Source organism: Caldicellulosiruptor naganoensis, from assembly GCF_026914285.1.
GTDB classification, from domain to species: domain Bacteria; phylum Bacillota; class Thermoanaerobacteria; order Caldicellulosiruptorales; family Caldicellulosiruptoraceae; genus Caldicellulosiruptor; species Caldicellulosiruptor naganoensis.
In genome coordinates, this window is the sequence record NZ_CP113864.1 from 2,435,734 (window position 1) to 2,462,370 (window position 26,637).

The 26,637-nt window shown below is 37.1% G+C and carries 18 protein-coding genes, 2 tRNA genes and 5 pseudogenes; 3 read left to right on the forward strand and 22 right to left on the reverse strand.

Annotation, left to right across the window (positions count from 1 at the left end):
* Position 1: 1 nt before the first annotated feature.
* The 4 genes from OTJ99_RS12110 to OTJ99_RS12125 all read right to left on the reverse strand — a co-directional run bounded on the left by OTJ99_RS12110 (position 2) and on the right by OTJ99_RS12125 (position 5,381).
* Positions 2-1,330: a hypothetical protein gene (locus OTJ99_RS12110; RefSeq protein WP_045166059.1), complete on the reverse strand. Its 1,329-nt coding sequence runs from the start codon at positions 1,328-1,330 to the stop codon at positions 2-4.
* Positions 1,331-1,375: 45 nt separating this feature from the next.
* The gene (locus OTJ99_RS12115) at positions 1,376-2,449 is read right to left on the reverse strand and encodes a glycosyltransferase family 4 protein (RefSeq protein ID WP_045166058.1); all 1,074 of its coding nucleotides are present in this window, start codon (positions 2,447-2,449) and stop codon (positions 1,376-1,378) included.
* Between the two features lie 62 nt (positions 2,450-2,511).
* Positions 2,512-4,689 carry an O-antigen ligase family protein gene (locus tag OTJ99_RS12120; RefSeq protein WP_045166057.1) on the reverse strand — a complete coding sequence of 726 codons (2,178 nt, stop codon included), beginning with the start codon at positions 4,687-4,689 and terminating at the stop codon, positions 2,512-2,514.
* 59 nt (positions 4,690-4,748) lie between these two features.
* On the reverse strand, positions 4,749-5,381 hold the full coding sequence (locus tag OTJ99_RS12125) for an MBL fold metallo-hydrolase (protein WP_045166056.1): 633 nt from the start codon (positions 5,379-5,381) through the stop codon (positions 4,749-4,751).
* Between the two features lie 169 nt (positions 5,382-5,550).
* Here OTJ99_RS12125 and OTJ99_RS12130 point away from each other — a divergent pair, with 169 nt between their 5' ends.
* The gene (locus OTJ99_RS12130) at positions 5,551-6,132 is read left to right on the forward strand and encodes a stage II sporulation protein M (RefSeq protein WP_235374904.1); all 582 of its coding nucleotides are present in this window, start codon (positions 5,551-5,553) and stop codon (positions 6,130-6,132) included.
* 401 nt (positions 6,133-6,533) lie between these two features.
* Here the strand turns inward: OTJ99_RS12130 and OTJ99_RS12135 are convergent.
* The 4 genes and pseudogenes from OTJ99_RS12135 to OTJ99_RS12150 all read right to left on the reverse strand — a co-directional run bounded on the left by OTJ99_RS12135 (position 6,534) and on the right by OTJ99_RS12150 (position 8,417).
* Positions 6,534-6,608 (reverse strand) — tRNA-Glu (locus tag OTJ99_RS12135).
* Between the two features lie 22 nt (positions 6,609-6,630).
* Positions 6,631-6,706 (reverse strand) — tRNA-Lys (locus tag OTJ99_RS12140).
* An 81-nt stretch (positions 6,707-6,787) separates the two neighbouring features.
* Positions 6,788-7,006: pseudogene (locus OTJ99_RS12145) on the reverse strand (ABC transporter ATP-binding protein); the annotation flags it as partial.
* 127 nt (positions 7,007-7,133) lie between these two features.
* A complete protein-coding gene (locus tag OTJ99_RS12150) occupies positions 7,134-8,417 on the reverse strand; it encodes an adenylosuccinate synthase (protein ID WP_045166054.1) in 1,284 nt (427 codons plus the stop codon).
* A gap of 168 nt (positions 8,418-8,585) precedes the next feature.
* Between OTJ99_RS12150 and thiT the strand changes: the two genes are divergently transcribed.
* Positions 8,586-9,233: an energy-coupled thiamine transporter ThiT gene (gene thiT, locus OTJ99_RS12155; protein ID WP_269015374.1), complete on the forward strand. Its 648-nt coding sequence runs from the start codon at positions 8,586-8,588 to the stop codon at positions 9,231-9,233.
* A gap of 100 nt (positions 9,234-9,333) precedes the next feature.
* On the opposite strand, the gene OTJ99_RS12160 is transcribed toward thiT, so the two are convergent.
* From OTJ99_RS12160 to OTJ99_RS12200, 9 genes and pseudogenes are all read right to left on the reverse strand, one after another.
* The gene (locus tag OTJ99_RS12160) at positions 9,334-10,263 is read right to left on the reverse strand and encodes a hypothetical protein (protein ID WP_045166052.1); all 930 of its coding nucleotides are present in this window, start codon (positions 10,261-10,263) and stop codon (positions 9,334-9,336) included.
* Between the two features lie 53 nt (positions 10,264-10,316).
* The gene (locus tag OTJ99_RS12165; RefSeq protein ID WP_045166051.1) at positions 10,317-10,736 is read right to left on the reverse strand and encodes a hypothetical protein; all 420 of its coding nucleotides are present in this window, start codon (positions 10,734-10,736) and stop codon (positions 10,317-10,319) included.
* A gap of 21 nt (positions 10,737-10,757) precedes the next feature.
* On the reverse strand, positions 10,758-11,474 hold the full coding sequence (locus OTJ99_RS12170) for an Athe_2463 domain-containing protein (RefSeq protein ID WP_045166050.1): 717 nt from the start codon (positions 11,472-11,474) through the stop codon (positions 10,758-10,760).
* A 7-nt stretch (positions 11,475-11,481) separates the two neighbouring features.
* On the reverse strand, positions 11,482-12,792 hold the full coding sequence (locus OTJ99_RS12175) for a hypothetical protein (protein ID WP_052671516.1): 1,311 nt from the start codon (positions 12,790-12,792) through the stop codon (positions 11,482-11,484).
* Positions 12,793-12,996: 204 nt separating this feature from the next.
* Complete coding sequence (locus tag OTJ99_RS12180) at positions 12,997-13,338, reverse strand: hypothetical protein (RefSeq protein ID WP_052671515.1); 342 nt, start codon at positions 13,336-13,338, stop codon at positions 12,997-12,999.
* Positions 13,339-13,864: 526 nt separating this feature from the next.
* The gene (locus OTJ99_RS12185) at positions 13,865-14,104 is read right to left on the reverse strand and encodes a hypothetical protein (protein ID WP_045166049.1); all 240 of its coding nucleotides are present in this window, start codon (positions 14,102-14,104) and stop codon (positions 13,865-13,867) included.
* A gap of 220 nt (positions 14,105-14,324) precedes the next feature.
* Positions 14,325-15,851: pseudogene (locus OTJ99_RS12190) on the reverse strand (IS200/IS605 family accessory protein TnpB-related protein).
* Positions 15,820-16,374: an IS607 family transposase gene (locus OTJ99_RS12195; RefSeq protein ID WP_235375009.1), complete on the reverse strand. Its 555-nt coding sequence runs from the start codon at positions 16,372-16,374 to the stop codon at positions 15,820-15,822. Before OTJ99_RS12195 ends, OTJ99_RS12190 begins: the two are co-directional and overlap by 32 nt.
* Before the next feature lie 143 nt (positions 16,375-16,517).
* On the reverse strand, positions 16,518-17,219 hold the full coding sequence (locus tag OTJ99_RS12200; protein WP_235374902.1) for a hypothetical protein: 702 nt from the start codon (positions 17,217-17,219) through the stop codon (positions 16,518-16,520).
* Positions 17,220-17,378: 159 nt separating this feature from the next.
* Here OTJ99_RS12200 and OTJ99_RS12205 point away from each other — a divergent pair, with 159 nt between their 5' ends.
* Positions 17,379-19,082, forward strand: a complete 1,704-nt coding sequence (locus OTJ99_RS12205; RefSeq protein ID WP_045164485.1) for an IS1634 family transposase — start codon at positions 17,379-17,381, stop codon at positions 19,080-19,082.
* Between the two features lie 290 nt (positions 19,083-19,372).
* Here the strand turns inward: OTJ99_RS12205 and OTJ99_RS13110 are convergent.
* The 5 genes and pseudogenes from OTJ99_RS13110 to OTJ99_RS12225 all read right to left on the reverse strand — a co-directional run.
* Positions 19,373-20,218: pseudogene (locus OTJ99_RS13110) on the reverse strand (Athe_2463 domain-containing protein); the annotation flags it as partial.
* Positions 20,103-21,887: pseudogene (locus OTJ99_RS12210) on the reverse strand (IS1182 family transposase). The pseudogenes OTJ99_RS13110 and OTJ99_RS12210, both read right to left, overlap by 116 nt.
* A 154-nt stretch (positions 21,888-22,041) precedes the next feature.
* Positions 22,042-23,922 (reverse strand): hypothetical protein, encoded by a 1,881-nt coding sequence (locus tag OTJ99_RS12215; RefSeq protein ID WP_045166048.1) that lies wholly within the window; start codon positions 23,920-23,922, stop codon positions 22,042-22,044.
* Between the two features lie 967 nt (positions 23,923-24,889).
* Positions 24,890-25,081, reverse strand: coding sequence for a hypothetical protein (locus OTJ99_RS12220; RefSeq protein WP_045166387.1), 192 nt, complete (start codon positions 25,079-25,081; stop codon positions 24,890-24,892).
* An 81-nt stretch (positions 25,082-25,162) separates the two neighbouring features.
* A pseudogene (locus tag OTJ99_RS12225) lies at positions 25,163-25,969 on the reverse strand (IS200/IS605 family accessory protein TnpB-related protein); the annotation flags it as partial.
* Between the last annotated feature and the right edge of the window lie 668 nt (positions 25,970-26,637).

Genomic DNA, 26,637 nt, shown 5'->3' on the forward strand with positions numbered 1-26,637 from the left:
TCTATCCCTTTCTCCCGTAATCTATTACAAAATAATAATACGGTAAAAACAACACCAACCAAAACTGATAAAACAAAAGATTATTAAACCAGCTTATTATAAAGTATGTGAGTAGTAGAGAGCAAAAATTTGCAAAGTGTAATCTAATATCCAATTCCTCATATCTTATACTTTGATACACCTTATAAATATCTTTAAACAGCCACAACAAGAAAAAAATAGTCCCTACTAATCCACAATATAAAATTAAATTTAAAAAAGAAGAGTCAAAGCCAATAAATTGCAAGCCATATTTTATATTCAGAAAGCCATACCCATCTCCTATCAATAGTTTAAGCGGAGTTTTCCCAATATAATCCAGTGCACTACTCCAGCTTTGCACTCGCGCATGAGCAGAATTATCTACCGGAATACTTTTTATTCGATCGAAAACCTTGTAAAAATCTCTATCCAATAACGTTGTAAACAGCAAAATGGTATCTACTAATATAAGTTTTTTAAAAATCTCAATCTTCTTCTTAGCAAAACTCCAACTTCCTATCAAAGCAGTATTAAAAAACACCACCAAGAATAAACCTAAAATTGAACTTCGAGATATAGTCTTTAATAACGTAACGTTAAAAAAAACTAATAAAACAACTTTTTGGATTAAACTTTTTTTGTCTTGCAAACTCTGCCTTAGAAAACTTATTATTGTGATGCTAATAAACATAACTAATATATTCCCAAAAAAATTGGGATCAAAAATATTACCAATTAATCTAAATTTATGAGGATCAAGATTGAGATAAATCCCATGTTGTTGAAAAAAATTATTCAATCTTTCTGTATCTGGCTCAATAAGGTAAATAATCCATCCAATTATACAGAGTAGTAACCCAATCTGAGTATAAAACCATTCTATTTTGCTAATACTTTTTTGTAAATTAAAGAACAAATAAATTATGAATGCAAAATACACCAAAGAAAAAAATCTTAAATAGTACAGAAGTGGCAAAATATTGAACTTATAAATTATGTAATTAACCAATATAGAAAGAAATATTAAAGTTAACAATACTTCAACTGAGTCAAAGTCTTTTAAGCTCAATTTTCTGAATAAATCTTTATTTTTCTTAAGAAGAGTTAATTCATAGACAAAAAATATAACAACAAAAGCCAATATACTAACTTCTATCAAAGATATTGTGCGGGGGAAGAAGGGTAATTTTATTATTCTTGAAAAATTACCTGTTAATATATAGCACATATATAATATAGTACCTACTGTACTAAATATGATTTTTATTTTTCCTTCGTGCCATAATTCTTTTGTTAATTGTTGCAACATTATCACCCTCTGTATTTTTATTAAACAAGAATAATTTCCAATAATTTATGAAAATATAAAATCGAATATTTTTCTGCTCAAGTCCCGCCAATTATATTTGGAAATATATTGACTAATAACTTCAAACTCAGGTTTTAGTTTGGTGAGCTTTTCAACCACCTCAAAAGCATTTTCCTCAGCAGATTTTAATACATCAATGTAAATTGCATGTTCACCCAAAACCTCTGGTAAAGACGCACATTTCGAAGCTATAACTTTTGCTCCACATGCTAAGGCTTCTAAAGGTGGCAACCCAAAGCCCTCATATAAGGAAGGATATAAAAATGCTTCGCACCTGTTATACAAAAAACAGAGTAAATTGTCATCAAGCTTTTCTAATCTAATAATGTCTTTGTCACTTTCATTATCCCAAACATTCGATATAAGTTTATGTCCTGGATAAAATCTCTTTAAACACTTGTAAAGCTCATAAGCATATGAAAAATTCTTGTGCTTTTTGTTATTTCCTATAAACAAGAAAAATTTCTCAGGTAGATAAGAGTACACATCTTTAAGACGTTCAATTTCTTCATCTTTCAGTTTCCTAAAAGTATTCACATCAATTCCAGGATATATTACCTTTATCTTTTCTGAATTGCCATAGTAATTAATTATTTTCTCTTTAGAATAGTTCGAAACAGTAAATACGTAAACAGCTGTGTTAATATAATACTTTACCAATGTTGAATAATATACTTTGTTCTTTAAACTTGAGTAAAAGTCCAAGTGCATTAAATCATGGATAGTTATATACTTTTTAATCCTTTTATCTATTATTGGCGGTGATGAAAATGAAGGCGAAAAATAAGCTATCTCTTCTTTTGTCCTCTTTCGAATTTCTTTTAAAACATTTGGAATTTCTATGTTTTCATACGGAGATAAAAAAGACGATTTAATTTTCACAATTTCCATCACTTCCTCAAATGCTTTAGTCAATACATCAAAGTTTCTTATATCAGCAATAAGTATTAGATTCTGCTTGATGTTCTTCGGAGCATTTTTAATAATCTCATAAGTATATCTACTTATACCGTGATTTTTTTCTAAATTAATGCACCGACAATCAACCACACATAACATTAATTAGTTTCCTCCAAATGACAAATTTATCCTTTTACATACGCACTTAACATCCCTCAAAATTATATTTTCTTTTTGACTTCATTTACTATTTGTAATGTCCTGTCTGTTATACCAAATTTATGAGAATTCGGATCTTGCTTTACTACTTCAGGCATTTTTTCTTTCTCTTTTTTTACTCTCTCAATCTCCTGCGGAATCTTTAACACAACCTCATAGTATTTTTTCGCCTTTTCTTTATCACCTTTACCCAGGTAATAATCTCCAACCTTTGCATACGCATCAGCCTTCAGCTCATAGTTTGCTGGCTGAAGAGGCTGAAGTTTTATCCCCTCTTCTATCTGTTTTAGCCCTTCGTCTATTGCACCGTGGGAGAGTAAATACACAGCATATTTAAATCTTATCTTAGCGTTAAATCTATCGTTTTTAATTGCCTGTTTGAAGTAATCATTTGCCTTTGCAATCAAGTTTGCATCCTTGTTCTGGTCACCAATTTTGTAAAGCACTGTAGCATAGTCACTTAAAGCTGAAGAACTGAGTGAATCATATTCTACTGCCTTTGATAAAAATGAGTATGCAGCTGTTAAGTTATTCATCTGTAGAGCTTGCTGACCAATGTTTGCATTGTAGTTTCCTATTCTAAAGTTTATTGAAATAATCATCACAAAAAGGTAAAAGACTAAAAGTGCCGGGGAAAGCACCTTTGTTCTTCTTTGCACAATTAGCTTTCCATCCTCTTTGGTCTTTTGAAGCACTTCTTGTGCTGTTGCAACCAATACACCTAAGCTTGCAAAAAGTAGAACCTGAACAGACGCCAGAGAAAAGTCAAAATCCAAGATTGAATGAAGATAAAGCTGTACAGCCCCCGCAATAATACCTGCAATCAGGATATTTTTCTCCTTATCTTTTTTAAGCCATGCCTGCAAAGCAGTTGAAAAGAGCGTATATAAAAACACCATCAAAATGGCAAATCCAAAAAGCCCTGTGTCAAGAAGCACCTGCAAAAAGTAGTTGTGAGACTGTGTTGTGAAGTATAAGTACGACTGATACATGAAATAAAGTGATACCCACGTTCCACCGCCATAGCCGAAAATTGGACTTTTCAAAAAGATTTTGAGTCCATCTTTGTAAAAAACAAGCCTTTCAACAAAGTTTCTTTCTGTAAAGCTGATTGATTTTATCTTCTCCACAATTGATGCTGGAAGAAGGTGCATATTTAGAGCAACTATAAACCCTACTATACCAAGTGCTGCAATTGTAACCGCCGAGATGATATAAACCTCATTTTTGAGCACATACAACCTCTTTTCAACAAAGCTAAATGCATATGCAGCTGCCCACACAACTGCAAGCTGCATAAGCAAAATCAGCCATAGTTTCTCTTTGCCATTTGGATTTAGTTGAGCCCCTACCTTGTTCAAAAATGCCAAAACAACTGCACCTATTATTGCCAGGTCAAAAACAAATGAAATCCTCTTTTCCTTTGGAAGCAGCAAAAAGAATACCAAAAGCGCAATTGGCAAAGTTACATAGGACCCTCTTGAGTATGTAAAGAAAAAGGCTGTCAGCACAAAGGAAGAGGCAGCAAAGTAAAATGCTCTTAAAAACTTATTTTCAGTATATAGCCCCAGCAAAAGACCAATTATAAACCCAAATGCAAGCACAGTTCCTGCTGTGTTGTGGTATTGCAAGGTTGAGTTTATCATATTCCCTACCCAAAGGCCATTCATTGCCATTCCTAAAGGCCGGGCAGTCTCAGGTATCAATCCTACCGCTGCCTGATATCCAAAAAATGCAACACCAATTGTTGAGATAAAAAGAGCATTTAATATAGTAAGCTTTTCGAACCTGCCAGTTGCAAGCCTTATTGCCATTGCAAATATAGCAAAGTAGAATGCATATTTCAAAAACTCACCTATTGCCAATCTTCTGTTTGCTGCAAAGAAAAATGGCACAATATATGCTACCATAAACAGTAAAAAGATATACTCAAGCTTGTATTTGACCTCAAAACCTTTTTTTGAGGCATAAAGATAAACGGCAAATAAGATGAAAATTGCAGAGGCTATTGCTTGAAAAACAGTGAGTTCATAGTCAAAGTAAAGCCCTCTGTAGTAAGGTGTCATAAGTACAAGTGCTGAAAATACAAAAAGCAAAACAAATCTTATGGGATAAAGATGTAGAGCTTCTTGAGCACTGGTAAAAGAAGAAGTTTGCTTTTTCTTTTCCTTTTTCGCCATTGTGTTTTCTCCTTTTTTGTAAGTATAGTTTCAACCAAGGCTATATTTTCAAAGCATTTTTAACCTTTGTGCGAAAGTACAATGACCTTTTGAGCCTCAGGAAGTTCTTTTATCTCAAGCTCAAAAGAGTTTGCATATTCTACATTGTCAAAAAGCTTTGTAAATCCCTCCAGCTTGCCCAAATCAAATTTCAGCTTTTCTGTTTTATAGTGCATAGGAATTATAATCTTTGGATTTATAGCCTTTGCAACGTTGTAAGCTGCTTTTGCATCAATTGTATACACTCCACCAACAGGGATGAGAAGGATATCTACCTTGCCAATCTTCTCAAGATGCTCTTTTTCAAGCTCATGACCCAAATCACCCAAATGTGCTACAGAAAACTCATCCTCTATGACAAATACAATATTCTCCCCTCTTTTCTGCCCAGCTTCCTGGTCATGAAACGTCTTTATACCTCTTATCTTTACTCCTTTGACATTGTACTCCTCAGGCTTGTCCACAAGAGTAAAATCACCCTTTAATGCGCCAGTATAGCCGTGGTCAAAGTGTTTATGAGAGGTCAAAACAATATCAGGTGATAATTCAAACACTGTGTAGCCAACAGAGTTATCGTAAGGGTCTGTTAAAATCTTTACCCCTGTTTTTGTCTCTATCAAAAAGCTTGCATGTGCAAGGTATGTTATCTTCATGTTTCAAACTTCCCCCTTTTTTTTACTATCAACAATATTATATACTAAACTGAGGAAATGTTAATTAAAAATTTGTGAAAATCTTTCCTGCTTGCATTGGTTTACAAAAAAGAACCAATTTGTTATGATTTTAAATAGCTCTACAAACCTTTTTGAGGAGGCTTTGAAATTGAGCTTTAGCTTTTTGGTTGAAACTTTAAGAAAAGAAAAAAGACTTATTTTAATTTGTCTTGGTATTTTTCTTCTTTTTTTGATCTTGGGTATATTGGCCGGAATATATTTTGGCGATATGATAAGCAAATATGTTGATATGTATCTTAAAAAGATGTTCCAGCAGATTTTGAAAAATGTTGATAACAAATTTGAGCTTTTCTTGGCAATACTCAAAAACAACATGAGAGTCTATCTTATTTTGATTGTTGCAGGAACGCTCACATTTGGCCTTGTTTCGCTGTTTATTTTGATGTCAAATGGAATTATTGTAGGGGCTGTGGCTGCACTTTCGGCAAAACACACCTCACTTGGAAAGACTCTGCTTTTGCTTTTGCCCCATGGAGTAATTGAGATTTTTGCATTTTTAATTGGATCTGTTGCATCCGCCATTTTTCTTGAAAATCTTGTTCTGGAAAAGAAAAAAGAAGATTTTAAGATTGTCTTCAAAAGATTTTGCATCTTGAGCATACTTGGTGCAGTTTTGGTTGTGGTTGCTGCATTCATTGAGGCGTATGTCACATCAAGCTTTGCAAGGTGAAAACCAAAAAAAAAAGAAACCTCATAGCACCAAAGATAAGGGCTGAGATTAAAACTCCTGTGTTTCTAATCCTTCTGTAAAGCAAGCTCCTTTTTCCTTTCAAAAATTATGTAATCGTTTGCTTTGCCATTTTAGGGCTATGCCTTATGAGATGTGAGTATTTACGAAAAGAAAACATTAGCCTTAGAGATTTTGACCATAGAATAAAGAAAAGCAGCTTCCCAGAGAAGAAAAATAAAAAGGCAGGGATTCTGGCCCCGCCTTCTTGGTTTGTAAAGTGTTTCTTTTTCTATTTGCAAAATATTTAGCATATCCCAGTTGCCTCATGCAAGGCAAGCAGAATATGCCTGGAGCTTTTCATCTCCCGCATGCGCGGAAGGTACTCAGCTCCTATAAACAAATGGTGACCCCGAGGGGATTCGAACCCCTGTTACAGGCGTGAAAGGCCTGTGTCTTAACCACTTGACCACGGGGCCACCTGCCACTTTTCAAATTAAATGGTGAGCCATCCGCGACTCGAACGCGGGACACCCAGCTTAAAAGGCTGGTGCTCTGCCTACTGAGCTAATGGCCCACACAACGATAGCCGCGGTTTTATATTATAAAGCATAAAAGCAAGCTTGTAAATAGCAAAAATTTGTTTGTCTGTTTCTTATCATCCTGCTTTAACAAACCTTATTTGGCTTGTGCAAAGCTCGTAGTATACACCCTTTTTAGAAATTAAGCTGTCATGTGTTCCCATCTCAACTATTTGGCCTTTGTCAAGGACAATTATCAAATCTGCATCTTTAATAGTAGAAAGCCTGTGAGCAATTACAATTGAGGTTCTGTCTCTCATCACCTTGTTCAAAGCGTTCTGTACTAATAACTCACTTAGAAGTATCCAAGTAAGAGGTGCTGTTAAAAGTGTTAAGAACGTCATTAATAGTTAATCCAAAAACACAAAAAGCCACCCATTCTAATACAAGTTTATGGGCGGCTTTCTATTTTATAGAATCTTTTTAATTTTCTTTTATGATTATATCTTCTCTTGAAGGTCCTGTTCCAATTAAGTATACCTTTGCACCTGTCTCTTTTTCTATAAACTCAATGTACTTTTTGGCGCTTTTTGGCAGCTGATCATACTCTTTTGCCTTTTTTATCTCTTCTTCACTCCAGCCTTCAAATTCTTCATAAATTGGTTTGCATTCCATTGCAACCTTCAATGATGCTGGGAACAAATCAAGGATTTTGCCAGCGTGCCTGTACCCCACACACACCTTCACTTTTGGCAGATTTGAAAGAGTGTCAAGCTTTGTGAGTGCAATCTTGTCAATTCCGTTAATTAAAACTGCATATCTTACAACCACAAGGTCAAGCCAGCCGCACCTTCTTGGCCTTCCAGTGGTGGTACCGTATTCCTTGCCTCTTTCGCGAATTGTATCTCCTACTCTGTCTAAAAGCTCTGTGGGAAATGGTCCTTTGCCAACTCTTGTTGTATATGATTTAACAACTCCTATAACCTCTTGGATGTGTTTCGGTGCAATTCCAGCCCCTATACAAAATCCGCCAACTGTCGGGTGTGATGATGTAACATATGGATATGTGCCATAGTCGAGATCTAACATTGTTGCCTGTGCACCTTCTAACAGGATTTTTTTCCCTTCTTTTATAGCATCGTTCAAAAGCTTTATTGTATCTGTTATATATGGTTTTAGAATCTCCCCATACTTCATAAACTGTTCCAAAAGCTCACCAAACTTCATAGGGGTTTTGTGATACACCTGTGTAAGTATTCGATTTTTTCTCTCATATACAATCCTCAGCTTTTGGACAAACTCTTCTTCATCAAGCATGTCACAAACTCTTAAGTTTGTCCTCTCTGTTTTGTCAGTGTAAGCAGGGCCTATTCCTCTTTTCGTTGTACCAAGTGACTCTTCCCCTCTTTGCTTTTCCTGCTCTTCGTCAAGTATCTTATGATATGGCATAACCAAATGTGCTCTGTCGCTAATTCGCAGGTTCTCTGTTGTTATACCCTCTTTTTGCAGGCTCTCTATCTCTTCAATGAGTGATTCTGGATCAATTACAACTCCATTTCCTATGATGTTTATCTTGTCTTTATAAAGTATCCCTGATGGTATTAAGTGAAGTTTAAAAATCTTGCCAAATGCTTCAATTGTATGCCCAGCGTTACTTCCTCCCTGGGCACGGACAACAACGTCAGCTTCTTTTGCTAAAAAGTCAACTATCTTACCCTTGCCTTCGTCACCCCATTGGGTGCCAACTATTGCTCGGATTTGTGACATTTCATCATACTCCTTTTTTAAAAAGCTATTTTTTATAAAAAATCCTTCTTTATTATATCAGAATGAAGTAAGTTTTTTAAGTATTTAGCTTTATTTTAATAATTGAAGAAATAAGTATTGACTGGTATTATTTATATTGATAATGAAATTCAAACAATCTTAAAGGAGATGAACTTAAAAATGGTTGAATATCTATTCAACGTCTTCAAAGATGTCACAAAGCTAAAATGGTATACAATTGCTATTGTATCTGTTTTGTTTATCTTATCTTTATTTTTGATGGCTACTTATAAACGACAGAATTTATCAACAAAGGCAATTGTTTATGGTGGACTTAGTATTGCTCTTTCATTTACACTTTCGTTTATAAAACTCTACAGAATGCCACAGGGTGGTTCAATTACACCTGCAAGCATGCTTCCACTTTTTGTATATAGCTACATCTTCGGACCTGCTGCTGGAATTATTGCAGGAGTCGCTTATGGGATCTTGCAGCTCATACAAGAGTCTTATGTTGTTCACTGGGCACAGCTTCTTTTGGACTATCCCTTGGCATTTGGAGCTTCAGGCCTTGCAGGATTTTTCAAAAAAAGCTTGCCAGCTGGGATTGTGGTTGGCGGACTTGGCAGATTTTTCTTCCACTTTGTATCAGGGTTTGTATTCTTTGCATCTTATGCACCAAAAGGAATGAACCCTGTGTGGTATTCTGCAGTCTATAACGCAACATATTTGGGTCCTGATTTGATTGTTTGTTTGATTGTAACTTTGATTCCTGGCATTAAAAAAGCTATTGAGCAGCTAAAAAAGGGTGTGTAACTATTTAGGTATTTGAGCCTTACTTTTTAATCTTTTGAAAAATACATAAAAAGGCGCAGCGGTGCTAATTGTCCAGTTTTACCTGTTTGCATCATGTTAACTAAATTATGTCAAACCGAACAATTGCCCCTGCCCCAAGAAGCAGGAATTTGCACCGAAGTTCGGTATCCCCTACTTGCCCTGAAACCAAAAGCAATTTCAGGACAGAGATGTGGTCATCACCCATAAAGTATGGCTGGTTGTAGATGATAGTGACTGAGTTGACCTTCGTCTGGTATCTTGCGACTACGTAGTATGCTGGTGTGTATGTTGTACCGACTCGTACATTCTTGATGTTTTCAGTGAACACTGCCATGTCAGATGCAGGAGCAAAAGTGCATGTACCTTTGTCCTCAGAAAGCGTTATGTTTGGATTGTTAGCTGTATCTATTGTGAAGTTCTTAACCTCAACCGGGACATAACTTTCCTGCACAGGGTCATATCGCTTTTTATACACTTTGAACTCCCACAGTTTTATTTTTACTCCTGGGAAGAGTTGGTTGGTGTCAACGCTCGCTGTTGCCCCTACCTTCTCGTCCAAAGTTGCCGGGTTGAGTACTTCGCCATCTAAATAGTACTGCCCGTTATAATAAGCAATTTTAGTATCTGCTGGTTCAACTTTCGCCTGTACTGTTGGTTTTGGCAGACCGGTTACTAAAAACTGTATGCTCACGCTCTTGGAATTAACCGCATCTGTATGGTAACCAGCATTGAAAAATACCCTTACCTTGCCAGCAAAGGATAATGTGTTAGTACCAGGCTTTAACTCGGTTGTGGGAAGATATATGTCTCTATTGTTAAGGTCTAACCAATCATCCCACCAGTAAGCTGTGTTTAAATCTTCTAGGTCAACATTCTGTTTTGAGGATTGTTTATATCTATCATCACCCGTATAAAGTCCCCCAAAATAGAAATATTCGTCTGTCAAATCTTTTGTTACAGTTTGCCCATTTTGAGAATACGATAACTTTAAATAGTTCGCAACAGTCATCCATTGGGTTACATCTTTTCGTGTATACCACCAGTCTAATGCATTATTTTCTTCTAAGATTTTTGAGCATCATAAAACTTGCCATACAAAGTAAATGTAACTTTTATTTGTTTGACTGTAGTGGTATCTACCCAGTATTTACCGTCTTTTGTTGGGAGATTCATTTCATTTCCATTCTGGTCTATTCCTTTAACTTCTTTTACAGTAGCTGCTGTCGTTTGAACATCGCTCAGTTCAGGAGCATCTTTGTATTGTATTGGTAAAAACTTTCCTATTGCTCCTGAGAAACCTACAGCGTACACATTTCCGTTTTTCAAAAAGAAGAAATACGCAGTGACATAAAGTTCTTTCGGAGAACCCAGTAACACAACATAGTTTTTGTAGTTCCACTTATTTACTTTACCGCCAAGTTTACTAATGAGTTCATATGAGTATCTGCCATTAATTGTTCGGCTTGTACTGTAGTTTCTCAACTTACCAGCAACAGTACAATCTTAATGCATTATGGTACCGTTGATAATTTCAGTGAATATAGCGTCCAGAGTCCTTGAATCTTTCAAGTCTGCAAGAGTATTTTGATTGAGCAACTGTGGATAACTTGATTTAACTCTTGGATCACTTATAAGCAGGATAGTATTTGCAGTCAGGTCATTCCAGCTGAGGTCTTCAATACTTTCGTCTGGCCAGTATGGGTCTCTTACGGGTTTACCGTCCGGGTCGTAGCCCATGTATTTGAAAACAACACGTTTAGTTCCTGCTGGTGGATTGCTAATGTCTTTTACAGGTACTATTCTCCCCGATGAATCTATAAACCAGTAGCCAATCGATGATGGCTTCCATTCCTGTGGGTCATTTTTTGGCCCAATAACGTCTGTTGGCAGTCCATAAACTGCCTTCCTGTAGTCTACCGCTAACTCTACGTTGAGATCATAGTAATTTCTTTCAATCCGAATGAGAGGGGCAAATCCCATATCTCTCTCAATATCATAACGATATACAGTAACCTCTTTTTTGGCGACTTTGTCGTATCCTGTATAACTATCAAATCCACCTTCATAGTAATTGTTGCCAATAGCACTATAGTTTATTGCAAAAACTTTCTGAACAGGTACTACCTGCAATATAAGCTCCAGTATAAAAACAAGAGATAAAAAGAGAGCAAGAGACTTTTTCAGTCTCCTGCTCCCTGATAATATTCTATTTTTAGCCACCTCTCCATCACCTCTTGCTACTGTTCTGACTGTAGTAACCGATCATATCTTTCTTTTTGATTAAATATTCTTCTTCTGCTTCTTGTGATACTCTTACACCATTTACTAACGCTATTTGAACACTTATACAACTATTTAGTCCAACTGCTCCAAACCATGGAGTTGGATCATCTCGTGTATAAACAAACCCAACGTGTAATTTATACCACATTCTACCTATTATCTCTTCACGCATCTTGGGGTCAAGTTTTTTAAGCTTATCATTCGATATATAGCGGTATGGATTTAAATAGTATACATTAGTGAAGAGCATTGGTGCGTCTGGATATTTCTCCATTAAATACTGGGCATAGAACAATTGCCACAATTCATCAATTCTGAGTGTTATTGATGTACCAGTATGCTGGAACATCAAAAGTTCAGTTCGCGCATCAGGATTTCCTGTACCACCATCGTACAGCACGCTTCCTTTCTCATCCACCGTTCTAGGATTCTTTTCCTTGCTGTAATCAAATGTCATCTCATCAACTACTTTTCTTCTGGACTCATCAAATACCCTTGCTATCATCTCGGTTGCTTCTTTCTGTGTTAGTATTCTACCTGCATTGAATCTGATATCTGGTACTGGAAGTTTTGGCGGTTTTACTTTACCTTCACAATACAATTGTCCATCAACGAATTTGGTTTTGAATATGTTCTTATCGATATTCACATCAGGTGTGATTATACCAAGGTCTGCAAGTCTGAGCATTGGTTCCTGGTAAAGTTTCGGTACTGATTTGAAGTCTACGCAGATGTATTTGAACCTTGTATGGTCAAGCGGATATTGTCTTGGCAAGCTCATCAACCAGCGGTTCAACGATTCGTTGAACATCGGGTTAAGTTCTGCCGTCAAGTTCCAATCTTCCGGATTTTTGCTCTTATATTTGCCAAATTGTAAGAATGCAAAGCTTGCTATTGCATATTCTGTTTTCCCTTCCCACTGATAAGGATAATAGAAGTAGTACGCACCAGGATATTTCTTGCCATATTCAGGATACAGAACATCTCCAGGAACTACTCTGTACAGAGTATATGGTTTTTTACCTGCAGGCAGTTGCTTATTGGGGTCAAGATTGAAAAAGATGACTGGCATTATATCCCACACTAAAGCCTTTGTTCTCTCCTGTGGAAAATCAAACTTAACCTTGTTTGGTTGTTCTTTCATGAATCTTTGCAACAGTTTTGCCCAGTCCTTTGCAGGGTCATAATCTCTGAGCCTGTTCCATACATGCACTGTTTTGACTGTACCATCCTTGTAGTATTTGTCAATCACCACAATGTTGTATGTCCTTATTACCCTGTAAGCATTCGTATAAATTGGTTCATCACCGTAGGAATATGGGTCTCTGTACCAGGGTACGTACGCACCTCTGAAATTTTTACCTGGTTCACCTTTCGGCCAGAGGGTGTAATCTACTGGTGAGAGATACTCAACTTTTACTGGTATGTTTTTATCTTTAAGTTCTGGGACAGCGTTGATTTACTTCCATATAATGTAGCTTGCCTGAGCACGTGTCAGCGGCTTGTCTTTTTTCACCTCTGCCGGTATCAAGCCCATTTTGACTGCCTTTCCCCAGTAGTCCAGAGGCTTATCCGGCTTTACTTTTGCACCCATTAAGAGCGATGTTACAAACTCACCTGCTGTGATGTAGTCTATTTTGTTTATTGCTGTCGTTACTGCCTGTGTCAGTAAATTACTGGTCGTACCTGCATTAGAGTTAAACGGTACTGCTGAAATAGTTATTGCTAAACTTAATACAACTATGAAAGTTAAAATCCTCCTCATGGTTTTAACCCCTGCTTCTGTTAACTCTAATTTCATTATATCACGCCAACTATCCTTTCAGCCAAAAAAGGAAATGTGACGTCCTTACCTCAGCAGGCTCAGGATGACTGCAAAGCTCAAAAGTTTTCTCATGGCTATATCAACTCCTTTTGCTAAAGTTTTTTCTCATTATAGTTATACCATGATTTTGAAATTTGCTACACAGAAATTTTGTCTGCTAAAAAACAAAAAGCCACGGCAAATTTACTTCCTAACTTTTGCCGTGGCTAACTTCCTTTTGATTTTACTTACCTTCGTTTTACTCATCTAAAAAATTTGACACTCTGTATAAAAGGGTAGGGAATACAACTGCTACATAGACCGTAAGTGGTTGAAATATCAGGAATACATCTTTGCAAAACTAAATCACGAAAAAGACAGAGTAGTTAAAAGCAAAAAATCTCAGTGTATCAATGGTTAGCAGAGCAAGATACAACAGCAAATTTACCAGGAACCATACTCCAACAGCAAATGAAATTTTTCAAAGTACTGTTTTAAGCATTTTCCCACCTTCCCCAACCTGTTATTTTGGATTCTGCGCTTGTTGCAGTATCTGTTGAGCTCTTTCTAACTGGTTGGGGAAGAGGTCTGGTGGAACATATTCTTTACCCAGTTTTTGTGCGACTATCCATCTTGCACAGCTTTCCTTACCTTCTCCTTGTCCCAGACAATACCTTCTTTTGTAGAGTTGAGCAATTGCAGGCATATTAGCCATTCTGTCGTTAAAAAATGGACATCCTGTAAGGTTTGGACACTCAGCCATATGATATACCCCCTTCCTTGTGGATTAATTGTTAGCAACAAAGAGCAGGGCTTAAAACCCTGTTGTAACCATTGACTTTTCATGTGTTTTGACGTAATGTATCACAAATACATCGTAATATGGATTACTGAAGACTTTGTGTTTGCTGTAAATTTTCATCACAACCCAGCGCAGGAGACTCCATCCTCTTTAAGATGGAGAGGAATGCGCTGTTTCCTGGTTAACCAAACTGTGCAATTTTGCACAGCCGTCCCTGTCCCAAGAAACAGGAACTCGCACCCTTACAGGTCTTCCCCACTTGCCCTGAAATCAAAAGCGATTTCAAGACAGACATATCACGCAGGACTCTGTCAGGGGAAAGTAGACTTACCACCGCTACCCTGAGAACTTGCCAGAGATTGTGGTCCTCACCACACAACTACCCGCACTTGTTCCATCCAGAGACACAAATAGCCTCCCTGGCTCACCCCCAGAGCTTTGTAAAATCCCTATCACCCTATCTATCGCTTTGAGTTGCTCTCTCCTAACGTTCGGGTTCTTAACTACCTTCTTTACGTATTCCTTTAGATCTTCCAGGCTGTTTGTATCAAGCCTACCAAGAAGCAGCATATAATTTGTGCGGTATCCTTTCTCTCAAGCCAAGTCCTCTTCGCGCTATTACATACCCTGCCGCAATATCCTTGCTCACCATATACTGCGGTGCATACTTCAACATCCCTATCACAGAAGTATACGCCGGGTCTACTTCTATAACCTCTATCCCTTCTCGCTTTGCCAGAAGTTTCACCTTCTCCAAAAGTGACCTGCTCCCAAAATAGTGTCTTATCCGTCTTGATTTTCTACCTGAAAAGTCGCCTCTTCTGCCCCTGTCCTGTATGCTAAGACTCTCTATCACTATCGCTTTTTGCTTCTCTTTCGCCATTTGTACTATCATGTGTGCATACTGCCACCTGTAATACTCCCTCTTGCTTGAGCTCCCACTCTCAAGCTTCTCAAGTGGTATTCTGCCATATCCCAGAAGCTGTCCATGCTCATCTGTTTCTACCCATGCAACATTCTTTGGATATGCGTTAGTGTCTATCCCTATAACTCCATTCACTTTTGTTATCTTAGCCTTTGGAAATTCCTCTTCAACAGTGAAATAGGCATATACTACACCACTTTTAAGTTTCAGCTCAGCAGAATAAGGCTGTCCAGAAATACTTATCGCCTCAAGAAGTTGATTCCTATCAATATACGTTCCATCTTTCATCTTCCATCCAGGCTGTATCGTCGCATATACATAATCCCTTTCTCCCACGCTGATTCTAAGTCTTGCACAATCTTCACCTGTCTCAATCCTTGTATTGAGATTCCCTTTCTTGCTCCTGTCTCCTCTTGAGTACAGATTCCCCTTCCTTTTCTCCTGCCACTTTCGTTGAAGTTTCCTATATACCTTGCCGTTTATGTGTCGCCTCCTTAGTTTTTCAAAAAGTTGCCTACCACCAAAAATGACCTTTTCAGGATTTTCTCCTCTTTCTTTGCATGAGGTCAAAATGCTTTTTGCTTTCATTATTGCATCATCAACGTATCGGGAATTAAGATTGAAAATTCCCTGCAGCTCTCTTTTGAGTTCATCCCTTTTATGCCCTTCTAGCAGTCTTTTGTATGCATACCTCATACAAGAGGACCATCTTCTCATAAGGTCTAATACCTTTTGCTTATCTTCGCTGCTGTCAAAAATTAGCTTCGCCTGAACTGTTACCACCTCTTTGTCCATAAATCCTCGCTGCAAAAGATGTTACTATCGCTATTAAGTCCTCTGCCAGTTCTCTGTTAATTTCTTCTTCGTTTCCTCTGCCATTTAACACTACAAGTTCTACCCCAAAACTCTCCATGAAAAACTTAAGATATTCAAATCTAAACCTTGCAAGCCTGTCAGGATACTCTATTACAACTTTTGTAACTTCTCCTCTTTTGATTTTGTTCAAAAGTTTTAATAGTCCTCTCCTGTTTTCATCTACTTTGCTGGCTATTTCAGATATAACTTCATACTGCCAACCTTGCAACTTGGCATTTTCTTCAAGTCTTCTAATTTGGTTTTTAAGGTACTCTTCTTGCTTTTTAGTGGAGACTCTTGCATACAAAACAACGGTTGGTTTTGGTTTTTCCTCTATCATACCCAGTAGTTTTTCTATGTCTTCTTTTTTATACCTTCTCCTTCCCATAGGTAGCCTGAGAGGTGTTATTAACCCTTCCTTCTCCCAGTTTATTAGTGTTCTTCGGCTGATACTCTATATCTTATTAACCTTTTGCACACTTAGCAATATCTAACATCACCTGATTAAAATTATACCTTTTTGCATTGTTATTTTCAACTGTTGTGACCTCCTCTGTATAAAAAATAACAGGGAAGGTAAAATGCCTTCCCTGTCTACTGTGGATATATATTTCTCTCAATAGACCATGTAAGGCTTGCGTCGCTTGTCCTAAAAATACCAATTCGGGGTGTTGCATTTAAGTAACTTACCTGGGCAGTAAAGCTTAGCTTTCCGTCTGCTGTCAGCACACAGTTCTCTATTTTCTTTTCTCTGAGGTGTAAAATTCTGTATATCTTTGTTTTGTCGGGGCCGGGTGGGTCTACTAATGTGGCTGTGAACGTGTTTACAGGCACGTTGTCTTTTACAAGTGTGTTGACCTCAAATGACTGATCGTCTATTTTTACTTCAAACGGGAAAAATATTTTGCTGTCTGTTAATGAGTTGTAGTTTATAGCAGAGATATTTGATTCTTCAGATGGGTTTGACCTTCCTGCTTTTTCAAACATGAAATATACTGTGTAACTTATAGAGTTCTGACCAATTTGTAGATTTTCAATTTTGTAAGGCGATTCGTACCTTATTCCTGCATTTCTGTACCTTACAACTCTTGCATATGGGTCTTTGAAACTGACTCCTGTTGCAGGTACAAACTCAAGGTTGTAACCTTTGAGAACTACTGCAGTGTATGAGTTTCCCTCAGCATCGTATTCTGTTTTTGTATCGTAAACAGGCACTTTTCTGTAGTATCCAATGTCCCATATTCTGACATCTATTTTCTTGACTTTGTCAGTTAAGAGGTGTTTTTGAGCTAACAAAAAATAACAAAGTCTTAATTTATGCGGGTTTCAAGAAGAGAAAAATAAAAAATTTTAAAAAATGTAGGGACAAATTTTAGCTTAATATATACTGAATTTGCTTGACTTTTTAAATATTTTGTGGTACAATATAACAAACTATCTTCAAGGAGTTGCCATATGTTTGTCAAAATTACTAATGCTGGCGGTTATCAGTATGTTAGGTTAGTCGAAAATTACCGTGAAAATGGTAAAGTAAAGCAAAGAGTACTATTTAACTTTGGTAGACTTGATATTCTCAAAGATGACCCCGCTTTTAAAAACATTGTAAAAAAACTATCTGATATTGTCGCTGAAACAACTACTGAGAATGCAAAAGCTGTTACTATTGAATCTGAAGAAGATATTTCGGATGCAGTTGTAAAAAACTGGGGATACATTGTATACAGAAAGTTATGGCAGGAGCTTGAAATTGATAAGTTTTTAAAAGGGAAAGCAGCAAAAGAGAGAAAGATAAAATTTGATGTAGACAAAGTAAGTTTTTTAATGACCATACAGAGATTGATAGAGCCAATGAGCAAACTAAGAACTTATCATCAGAGAAGCAAATATTTTGGATTTGAAGAGGATATAGATTTGAATCAATTGTACAGGTGTTTAGATTTTCTTGACAGTGTAAAAGAAGATTTAGAGACATACCTGTATCAGAGAAATAAAGACTTATTTAAGATGGTAGTTGATGTAGTGTTTTATGATGTGACGACAATATACTTTGAGAGTTGTAGAGCGGATGAACTTAAAAATTTTGGGTTTAGCAAAGACAACAAGGTAAATGAAGTGCAAGTTGTATTAGGGCTTTTGGTGGACAAAGAAGGCAGACCGATAGGGTATGAACTTTTTCCTGGTAATACGATAGATAGCAAGACGATGGTAAAGATACTGAGGAAGCTGAAGGAAAAATTTAGTATAGATAAGATAATAATAGTAGCAGACAAAGGGCTTAACAGCAGAATAAATTTAAAGATGATAAAAGAAGCTGGGTACGACTATATAGTAGCAAGCAGATTAAAGAATGCAAGTAAAGAAATTTTAGATGAAGTTTTTAATGAAGAAGGATATAAAAGACTTGATGGCAAAAGATGTTTGAATGCTGAAGAAATTTATGGTGATGAATTCAAATATAAGGTATTGGAAAGAACAAATATTGTCAAGGATGAAGAGGGTAAAGAGTTCAAAATAGAAGAGAATTTGATAATAACGTATTCAAGCAAGAGAGCCAAGAAAGACAAAGAAGACAGAGAGAGATTGGTAAGAAAAGCCAAAGAGCTTTTAGAGAACAAAGGAAGCATAACAGCCTTAGAAAAGAAAGGTGCAAGGAAATATTTGAAGAAGAAATCAAAATCAGAAGAATATGTATTGGATGAGGAAGCGATAAAACGAGATGAGAAATTTGACGGTTATTATGCAATTCAAACGAGCAAAAAGGATATGGATGTAGAAGAGGTTTTAGGAGCATATCACGATTTATGGAAGATAGAACAGTCATTCAGAGTAATGAAAAGCTGTTTAGAAGTGCGACCGATATATCACTTTACAGAAAGCAGAATAAAAGGACATTTTGTGATATGTTTTTTGGCATTTTTACTGCAAAGGACATTGGAATATATTTTGAGGAGAAAAGGTAAAGGAATAAGTAGTGAAAGGATAATGGAAGCAATATATTCAATGAACTTTTTTGAAATAGAGATAAAAGGGAAGAAATATTTGATAAAGCAAAAAATTGAGGGAGAAGCTGGAGATATACTGAATGTAATGAAGATAAAGGGTCCAAAAAACTTCATGACATATGAGGAAGGCTTAGAATTTATTGGTATTAGCAAATGATGTAGTGACAAAATTGAGGTCCATATTTTGTCAATCCCAGTCCTCCCAAGCTTTTTGAGCTTCAAACTGACAAAGTCAAGAATGTCCCATATTCTGACATCTATTTTTACATATGAGTGTCGTTTTGAGTCCATTGCCTGACTGCTTACTGTAGGATGGTATTTTGTATAGATAACGTTCCTGTCAAATTTGACTTTAGCTTTGTATGAAATTTTGCTTGACGCAGGAACACCTGGGCTGTGGGACGTAAAATTATATGGATTGTTTCTTTCTACTCTTTCATAAGTTCTGTAAACTATTTGTCCGTCCGGATACTGCAGTATCAAAACAACAGCCGCTGCTTCTCCTGCCTGATTTGTAACAGGTACAACATGGTGCATAAGAGTATTCACATCGTCAGGGTTTAACCCTGCCTGCAAAAATGCGTCTCTGAGGGTCTGTCCTCTCATGTCTGTAAACATATAATCACGAAACCATGTTTCAAACCACTGCGTATCATTTGCATTTAGCTTTGTTTTTCCTTCTTTCAGCTCTTCATAGTACAGCCGCACAACTTCGCTGATATTCCTTGCAATTGGATTATTCCACGGGTCTTTTATAATTTTAACTTTGTCTGTTACAGCTCTGTAAGGAACATCAGGTGGAAATTTTATTTCTGACATAACTCTGCCTACATTGGATATCCCTGCATATCTGAACCATCCTCGAACAGCACCAGGAGTGTTCGGTTTTGCAGGAATGTATATAACTTCATCATTTTCATTTTTTACTTTTACCGCCCAGTATGCTCCGTTTGGGTCTTCTTTAAAACCAGGCCTTTCTGAATAGTCAAAGTTCTCTTTTATATCTTCTGGGGAACCGTACACAGGAAGTCCATTGTGCAAAGCTGTAAGTTCATTGTTGAGGGGAAAGTGGTAGTATTCTATAGGGGTGTTTTCATAGTACTTAATTTCTACATAGTATCCGTCAGAATCATCGCCGTTGTAAAGTTTCTGCAGTGCTTTGTCTGTTAGATATTCTTTAATTACACTGGCTTCGACACGCTTTGGTTTCGGGTCTCCATACCCTGCTTTTGACTTTTGAGGACATACAAAACATGAGGAAAATAAAAGCAGAGGCTGTCCAAAAACAATAATTTTTAATAACCAAAATCAAGCATTTGATGGTATTTAATGTTAATATTGAACTATGCAGTAAAAAGCAAGAGGGTTGGCTGGCAATTTTGCCCCAACCCCCTATTATTATCTTCGCCAATCTTTCTATGTTATAGGCAATACAAACCAAACTCTACTTTAGCTTCACACCCTTCATACCCCTGAGCAGGAATCTCCTAAACCCTTTATTGTTCTTTATTATCCCAAATACTGTCTCAACTTCTATCTTCCTTTTTTCGTAAATCTCTTCGCCTTCTCTACTTAACAGCCTTTGCCTCACCTCTTCCTTCAATTTCTCTAACCTCGGTCTTATACTAAATCTCTTCTTCCATCTCTTACCTTTATAACATTTTTCTCTGTGTTCACAACCATTACAAATATCTTCACATTGATATACCTTCTCATAACTTACAAATCCTCTCTCATTTGCACTTATCTTCGGATATAAGTATTTCACCTTCTTACCAGCAGGACAAATATATGCATCTTCTTCAGCTATGTACTCCCAGTTCCTTACATTGAAAATATCCTTCTTAAATCTTCTTGTCTGTTCCAAGTCAAATGTGTTATACTTAATGTAGCTATTTATGCCACATTCTTTCAGATGAAGGTAGTTTTCTTCAGACCCATAGCCACTGTCTGCTACAATGTTCTTTGGCATGAAACCTGTTATCTTCGTCACAAGCTCAAGGTGTTCCTTTAGACAGACAGTGTCTGTGGGACTTTGGTGGATGCTAAAACCTATGACAAATCGGTTCTGTGTGCCGATTTGTACATTATACCCGGGTTTTAGCATCCCATTTTTCATATGGTCATCCTTCATCCTCATAAATGTGGCATCATTGTCTGTTTTTGAAAAACTATTCCTGCCATTTAAGATCTGCTCATAAGACTCATATTTCTTGAGTCTTAATACGCAGTTGTTTTGGAGAGTTTTTACAAGCTTTTTCACTCTCCTTTCTTTCCTTTTGCTCCCAAAGTTAGCTTCTGCTATCTTTTGGGAGAGTTCTTCAACTTTTTGTTCAAGCTCTTGGCTATCATAATCAGCTTCTAAATTGACATCCAACTCGCCAAGAATTCTGTCTTCTTCCTCATTTATCCTCTCTATTTCATTAAGAATTTCTCTTACTTTTTCTCTTAATTTCTTTTTGTATGTTCTTGTACTTCTTGCCCATACAAATGTATACTTGTTCGCATTTGCTTCAATCTTTGTCCCGTCAAGGTAGTAATACTCAAAGTTTACATACCCCAGTTTTACAAGAAGTTCAATAACTTGTGCGAAAATCTCTTCAATGCAATCACCTATTATCTCTTTTCTGAATCTATTGATAGTTCTGAAATCAGGGGTTTGAAGTTTTGAAAGCCACATAAAGGTTATATTCTCTTGAAGTGCTTTTGCTATCTTTCTTGAAGAGTATATCCCCTGTATGTAAGCATAGATAAGTACTTTCAAAAGCATCAAAGGATGGTAGCTGGAAGTCCCACCACCTTTGTATTTCTCTACTATGGTTGAGATATCTATTTTATCAATGATTTTATCGATTGCTCTTACTAGATGAGTTTGAGGGATAAAGGCTTCAGGGTCGATTGGCATTATTAATTGGTTGGGGTTATATTCTTTGAAGACTATTTTATCATGTTTGCGTGGCATATTAATCCTCCTTATGTAATCATTTCTGAGATATTATATCATAAATATCTTACAATGTAAATACAGTAAAAATAAAGAGGCTGTCACCTCATCTTTTTAGACAGCCTCTTTTTAATCTTGATTTGAAGCTCATATCAAACAACACCTCCAAACATTATTTGTAGCTCGGGTCTGGTTTTGCAACAACAAATTTTGCGCCGGGTATGTCAGGTTTTTCATAAAAGCTCATGTTCCTAAACAGTATATTGTCATCCCATGTGTAAGCATACATGTAAAGATAAAGGTCTCCGTACTGAACTATGACACCTGGTTTGTTGGGAACAAGCGCTTTTGTCTTTGTTGAATAGTAATACTTCGCATCCTTTTCAAAGGCCTGTTTTTTATACGCTTGTGGTATAGAAACTCTACTTGCTGCAACCATTTTAGGGGTAATCAAGAAAAAGTTTGGAGAGACATCTACAGTAGGCAAACCAGACTTTGCTGAAACAACCAGAGTAGCATAAAGTGTAAAGTAAAGTCCTTCGTGTCTTCCTACATCCAGGGGCAGAGAAGCTGAACCCCATGAAAGTATAGCTGGGTAGCCCCTTTTTCTATCAATTCCGTTGACTGCATCCCACTTCATTTCCTGAACCACACCGGGCAGAAGTCTTAAAGTTGCAACAGGAGTGTCGAATATAGCGCCGTCCTGTTCACGAATGACACTGCTATAATCATAAGGTTCCATTCTTGCTACCTGAAACGCCTTCCCAAGGTTTGTACGTCCACAAATCACATCTCCTGCCGGTGTAAGATAAAGTGCTACTTGATTTTTAAACTCGTCAAACACATCTCTTTTTGTCTTGTCAAAAAGCCTGTTCAAAAGCTCATTTGCTTCCTGTTCAGTTAAAGTCTTTCCTGGCTTTGCTCTCACCTTCTGACAGTAGAAAGGAGACTTATCCCAGATATATATGCCAAGGTCAAACATTCTGAGAACTGGTTCTTTGTAAAGCTGTGGTATGCTCTTTATATCCTCGATATACCTTTGAGCTTCAAATCTCCTGTAGTCGTAGTACTTGTATCTTCTGGGAAGACTTTTGAGCCAGTTGTAGATGTATTTGTTGTATCGAAAGTCTATCTTGGGCATTATGACGTTGATGAAGTTTTCATTTGTATCTGAAAAACCGGGTATTTTAACGCCATGGGTCGGGTCATAACCTGTGTAAAAAAGCAAAGTAGGAAAATAGTTTATTTTTTCGCCGTTTTCTAAAACAAAGTATGAATAGTTGTTGGGCAATCTATCACGTTCGAACAGTATATAGTATATGTCGCCCTTTGCTATTTTATAGGGAACTTTCTCACCATTACTTTTTATCTTGTAGCTTAATATCCTCTTAACATTCCTGACAACCTTGATGTTTGGTCTTTCAAGTATTGCAATCTTGAGTTTGTCTGGATACTTCTTCTTGAATGTCCTTATAAGATTCTGGACGCTTTGTTTTGTATCCATTGCGCATTTGCCGTTCAAAAGCACAGGGTTGTACACAAACTTTACATCCTTTGTTCCATCGGGGTAGTAAATTTCGTATCTGAGAAAATCAAAGAACTGGTACGCTGCAAGTGTGCAGTAACCGGGGTTGAGCACAATGTCTTTCCCTGAAAGGTAACTTTCCCACAGGTCATACACTGCTGTTGAAACTGGTATGTTCTTGACCTTGAGATAATCAATCTTCTTTATAGCGTTCCACATGATGTATGACGCTTGAGCTCTTGTAAGCACGCTGCCTGGTTTAACCTCTGCGGGAACAATCCCAAGAGTCTTTGCATGTTCAAATGTTGCAGGTTCAACCCTTGCTCTTGACAGAAGGGCTTCTGTAAAACCTTTTGCTGTTATGATTGCAGGTGTTGTTTGTGCAGGCTTAGCTAATACAGTTTGCTTTGTCTGGGTTACAGTTTTCGGCTGTGAAGTCTTTTTTGCCGGGCTATTACCGCACGCTGCCATAAATATCAATGCAACTGAAAACAAAAGTACTGTTACTTTTCTAAATGTGTTTTTCATAGTAAATCCTCCCCTTTCTTTTAACTCTTATCAACAGTTATACCATGCTTTTTGTTTTCCCACAAATACTACTGGGAAGGCAAAGCTCAAAAGTTTTCTCATGGCTATATCAACTCCTTTTGCTAAAGTTTTTTCTCATTACAGTTATACCATGACTTTAAAATTTGCTACACAAAAATTTTGCCTGCCAAAAAAACAAAAAAGCCACGGCAAGGTTTTCCCTTTTTGCAAGAACTCAATACAGCAAAGCAGCAAGTATTCGAACTACAAGCATTGCAAGCATTAAGAGGAATAGGATAACTTCTGGCAGGAGCAGTTTTAGAGTTTGAAATTCTTCCCGAATACAAAGTCTTGATGGTCGTTTTAGCATTTTGAACACCTCGGAAAAAAATAAAAACCGCAGAAAATCTGCGGTTTGGTTTTTATTTTTACATTTTTGTAGACGCATTTTGAACATGATTTTGCTAACTGTTTTAATTATACGTCGAATTTTTAGATTTTGCAACATGGTTTGAAAACAGGATTTTCATTTTTACATTTTTGTAGACAGATTTTAAGGTATGGTTTTGCTAACTGGTTTTATTATACACCTTTTTTGCAATTTTTGCAATACAATTTAAGCAGAGGTTTTTCAGAGCTCTCAGGCTACTGGCACAGGCCTTGTTTGGGCTTTTGAGCCAGTTGTTTTGTAGCTGATATGACTTTTTTTATGCAGCACTTTTGTGAAATCGTTTACAAACCTTTCCCCTGCCCTTTTGCCTGTTTTGTTGCTTAACCCCGGCTCGAAAGCCTTTTGCAGACATGTCTGCTTCCTGCAAACCCGCTTGTATTCTTGTTTTGTGCCATATACCGGAGTCTGTTTTGAGCTTTCGAGCTATCCTGTGTCTGCTGGAGTTTCAGAAATCTCGATTTGCTTTGAATTGATTTTAGAATAACGAACATTTGTTGGGGGCAAATGAAAACAAAGCTAATCATCACTTTCTTCAACCAGCGATGTATCTATTTCACCGTATGTTTTTTCCCATTCTTTGATGTACTGTTCAATGAGAAATTCGATTTGGTTAGCTGTTGAACGTTTATTTTGCTGAGCAATGTATCTTATTTTTAAGAAATTGTCCTCATCCAGACGCAAGGTAAATTGACGTTTTCTTGATGGCATTATGATATCACTCCTGGTCAACCAAACTGTGCAAAATTGCACGAGTTTGGCGGCTGGGGTATTTGTAGTCCGCCCTATCGTAGCTTTACCAGCCCCAGCAGGCGGTATTTGGGAAAGCCATAGTCCCTGCCCCAAGAAGCAAAAACTCGCGCCCTTACAGGTCTTCCCCACTTGTCCTGAAATCAAAAGCGATTTCAAGACAGACATATCACGCAGGACTCTGTCAGGGGAAAGTAGACTTACCACCGCTACCCTGAGAACTTGCCAGGGATTGTGGTCCTCACCACACAACTACCCGCACTTGTTCCATCCAGAGGCACAAATAGCCTCCCTGGCTCACCCCCAGAGCTTTGTAAAATCCCTATCACCCTATCTATCGCTCTGAGTTGCTTTCTCCTCAGATGTTTGTTCTTGACTACCTTCCTTACATACTCTTTTAGCTCTTCCAGGTTGTTTACATCAAGCCTACCAAGAAGCAGCATATAATTTGTGCGGTATCCTTTCTCTCAAGCCAAGTCCTCTTCGCGCTATTACATACGCTGCCGCAATATCCTTGCTCACCATATACTGCGGTGCATACTTCAACATCCCTATCACAGAAGTATACGCCAGGTCTACTTCTATAACCTCTATCCCTTCTCGCTTTGCCAGAAGTTTTACCTTCTCCAAAAGTGACCTGTACCCAAAATAGTGTCTTATCCGTTTTGATTTTCTACCTGAAAAGTCGCCTCTTCTGCCCCTGTCATGTATGCTAAGACACTCTTTCTCATCTGTGTCTGTCCATGCCACATGCCTTGGATATGTATTCGCATTTATTCCTGTAACTCAACTTTTTCTCATTATTTAAGGTTTTGTAAAAACCTCATCAACAGTAAAATATGTATACATTGCTTTTCATCGCTATCTCCAACTGGTGATTTCTACCGCTATGTGAAATTTTCTTTCAGCCATAAGCTTATCTTGAGTTTATAAAAATTACAAAGACTGCTTTATAAACATTGCTATAAATACATGTCGCTTGTTTACATCAAGCTGTTAAATATGTAAAGGAGTTTAAACTTTTGCAATTTGATTGTATACTTTGAATTATTGCTGCATAAATAAGCATATATTTGAAATTAAAATTTATTCACATGCATATGCAAATATATTTATTTTGACTAAAAGTCATGTTTGTCGACCTTCAATGCAAAAATTTTGAGATTCAATTTGTATGCGATTTCATTTAGTCATAGCAAGATTTTTATAAAGTTGTTGGTAACATCTGGATAGACGGAAAGGTTCAATAGGTTTTCCTTGCTTGATTTTTCTGGGCTGATTTGAGTTTTCCACAGATGTTTTGATATAAAAACATTGACAGAGGTGTATAATCTTGATATAATAAAATCAAGCTTTTTAACGGTTTGTAGCCTCCCCTTTGGGGATTGAAACCCTTTTTGGTATCTTCTTCTATTACGACAAAATCATTTGTAGCCTCCCCTTTGGGGATTGAAACTTTCTCAATACTAATTTTTACAAGCTCATCTACCTTGTTTGTAGCCTCCCCTTTGGGGATT